The sequence below is a fragment of the Paenibacillus oryzisoli genome (assembly GCF_050467285.1).
In the GTDB taxonomy this organism is placed as follows: domain Bacteria; phylum Bacillota; class Bacilli; order Paenibacillales; family NBRC-103111; genus Paenibacillus_E; species Paenibacillus_E oryzisoli_A.
Map to the genome: position 1 here is coordinate 1 of NZ_JBCMUN010000024.1, position 2,894 is coordinate 2,894.

Here is a 2,894-nt window from a genome sequence, read left to right on the forward strand (position 1 = left end):
GGATAAGCCCTCGACCGATTAGTATTCGTCAGCTGCATACGTTACCGCACTTCCACCTCGAACCTATCAACCTCGTCGTCTACAAGGGGTCTTACATACTGGGAAATCTCATCTTGAGGGGGGCTTCGCGCTTAGATGCTTTCAGCGCTTATCCCCTCCGTACATAGCTACCCAGCGATGCCTCTGGCGAGACAACTGGTACACCAGCGGTACGTCCATCCCGGTCCTCTCGTACTAAGGACAGCTCCTCTCAAATTTCCTACGCCCGCGACAGATAGGGACCGAACTGTCTCACGACGTTCTGAACCCAGCTCGCGTACCGCTTTAATGGGCGAACAGCCCAACCCTTGGGACCTACTTCAGCCCCAGGATGCGATGAGCCGACATCGAGGTGCCAAACCTCCCCGTCGATGTGGACTCTTGGGGGAGATAAGCCTGTTATCCCCAGGGTAGCTTTTATCCGTTGAGCGATGGCCCTTCCATTCGGTACCACCGGATCACTAAGTCCGACTTTCGTCCCTGCTCGACTTGTTGGTCTCGCAGTCAAGCTCCCTTTTGCCTTTGCACTCTTCGAATGATTTCCAACCATTCTGAGGGAACCTTTAAACGCCTCCGTTACATTTTAGGAGGCGACCGCCCCAGTCAAACTGCCCACCTGACACTGTCCCCATACCGGTTCACGGTACCAGGTTAGAACTCCGATACGATCAGGGTGGTATCCCAACGGCGCCTCCACGCAAGCTGGCGCTCACGCTTCAAAGGCTCCCACCTATCCTGTACAGATCGTACCAAAGTCCAATATCAAGCTGCAGTAAAGCTCCATGGGGTCTTTCCGTCTTGTCGCGGGTAACCTGCATCTTCACAGGTATTAAAATTTCACCGGATCTCTCGTTGAGACAGCGCCCAAGTCGTTACGCCATTCGTGCGGGTCAGAATTTACCTGACAAGGAATTTCGCTACCTTAGGACCGTTATAGTTACGGCCGCCGTTTACTGGGGCTTCAATTCATAGCTTCGGGTTACCCCTAACCACTCCTCTTAACCTTCCAGCACCGGGCAGGCGTCAGCCCGTATACTTCGCCTTGCGGCTTCGCACAGACCTGTGTTTTTGCTAAACAGTCGCTTGGGCCTTTTCACTGCGGCCCCCTCGGGCTATTCACCCTACCGAGGCACCCCTTCTCCCGAAGTTACGGGGTCATTTTGCCGAGTTCCTTAACGAGAGTTCTTCCGCGCGCCTTAGAATTCTCTTCTCACCCACCTGTGTCGGTTTGCGGTACGGGCACCTTCGCCTGGCTAGAAGCTTTTCTTGGCAGTGTGAAATCATGACCTTCGGTACTAAAGATTTCCCTCCCCATCACAGCCCAGCCTTACGGTTAGCGGATTTGCCTACTAACCAGCCTCACTGCTTGGACGAGCATCCATCAGCTCGCGTCACTATCCTTCTGCGTCACTCCATCGCTCATAACGGCTACGGTGGTACAGGAATTTCCACCTGTTGTCCATCGACTACGCCTTTCGGCCTCGCCTTAGGTCCCGACTTACCCTGAGCGGACGAACCTTCCTCAGGAACCCTTAGGTTTTCGGCGGATCAGATTCTCACTGATCTTTTCGTTACTTATACCGGCATTCTCACTTGAATACAGTCCACCAGTCCTCTCGGTCTGACTTCAACCCGTATTCAACGCTCCCCTACCCATGCACATACGTGCAAGCCATAGCTTCGGTGGCGTGTTTAGCCCCGTTACATTTTCGGCGCAGAGTCACTCGACCAGTGAGCTATTACGCACTCTTTCAATGGTGGCTGCTTCTAAGCCAACATCCTGGTTGTCTGTGCAACTCCACATCCTTTCCCACTTAACACACACTTGGGGACCTTAGCTGATGGTCTGGGCTGTTTCCCTTTTGACAATGGATCTTAGCACTCACTGTCTGACTCCCGGAATAAAGTTTGTGGCATTCAGAGTTTGACTGGACTTGGTAACCCTTGGCGGGCCCCGCACCCAATCAGTGCTTTACCTCCACAACTCATCTTCCGAGGCTAGCCCTAAAGCTATTTCGGGGAGAACCAGCTATCTCCGAGTTCGATTGGAATTTCTCCGCTACCCCCACCTCATCCCCGAATTTTTCAACATTCGTGGGTTCGGGCCTCCAGTGAGTGTTACCTCACCTTCACCCTGGACAGGGGTAGATCACACGGTTTCGGGTCTACGTCCACGTACTAAAGCGCCCTATTCAGACTCGCTTTCGCTGCGGCTCCGTCTCTTCGACTTAACCTCGCACGGGAACGTAACTCGCCGGTTCATTCTACAAAAGGCACGCCATCACACATAAAGAGTGCTCTGACTTCTTGTAAGCACACGGTTTCAGGTTCTGTTTCACTCCGCTTCCGCGGTGCTTTTCACCTTTCCCTCACGGTACTGCTTCGCTATCGGTCACTAGGGAGTATTTAGCCTTGGCAGATGGTCCTGCCGGATTCCGACGGGGTTTCACGTGACCCGCCGTACTCAGGATCCCTCTAGGCNNCGAGGTCCTACAACCCCAAGGAGCAAGCTCCTTGGTTTGGGCTGTTCCGCTTTCGCTCGCCGCTACTGACGGAATCACTATTGTTTTCTTTTCCTCCAGGTACTTAGATGTTTCAGTTCCCTGGGTATGCCTCTACATTAGCTATGTATTCACTAATGAGTAACTGCGCATTACCACAGCTGGGTTCCCCCATTCGGACATCCCCGGATCAAAGCCTGCTTACGGCTCCCCGAGGCATTTCGTCGTTCGCCACGTCCTTCTTCGGCTCCTAGTGCCTAGGCATCCTCCGTGTGCTCTTATTAGCTTAACCACTAATAATAAAACATTAAAGATAAACCTAAGTTATTACTTCGTTTCGTTATCTAGTTTTCA

At 52.8% G+C, this 2,894-nt stretch carries 1 rRNA gene; it reads right to left on the bottom strand.

Annotated features, from left to right (window positions below):
• A 23S ribosomal RNA gene (locus ABE504_RS30070) occupies positions 1-2,832 on the bottom strand; the annotation flags it as partial.
• Positions 2,833-2,894 lie beyond the last annotated feature (62 nt).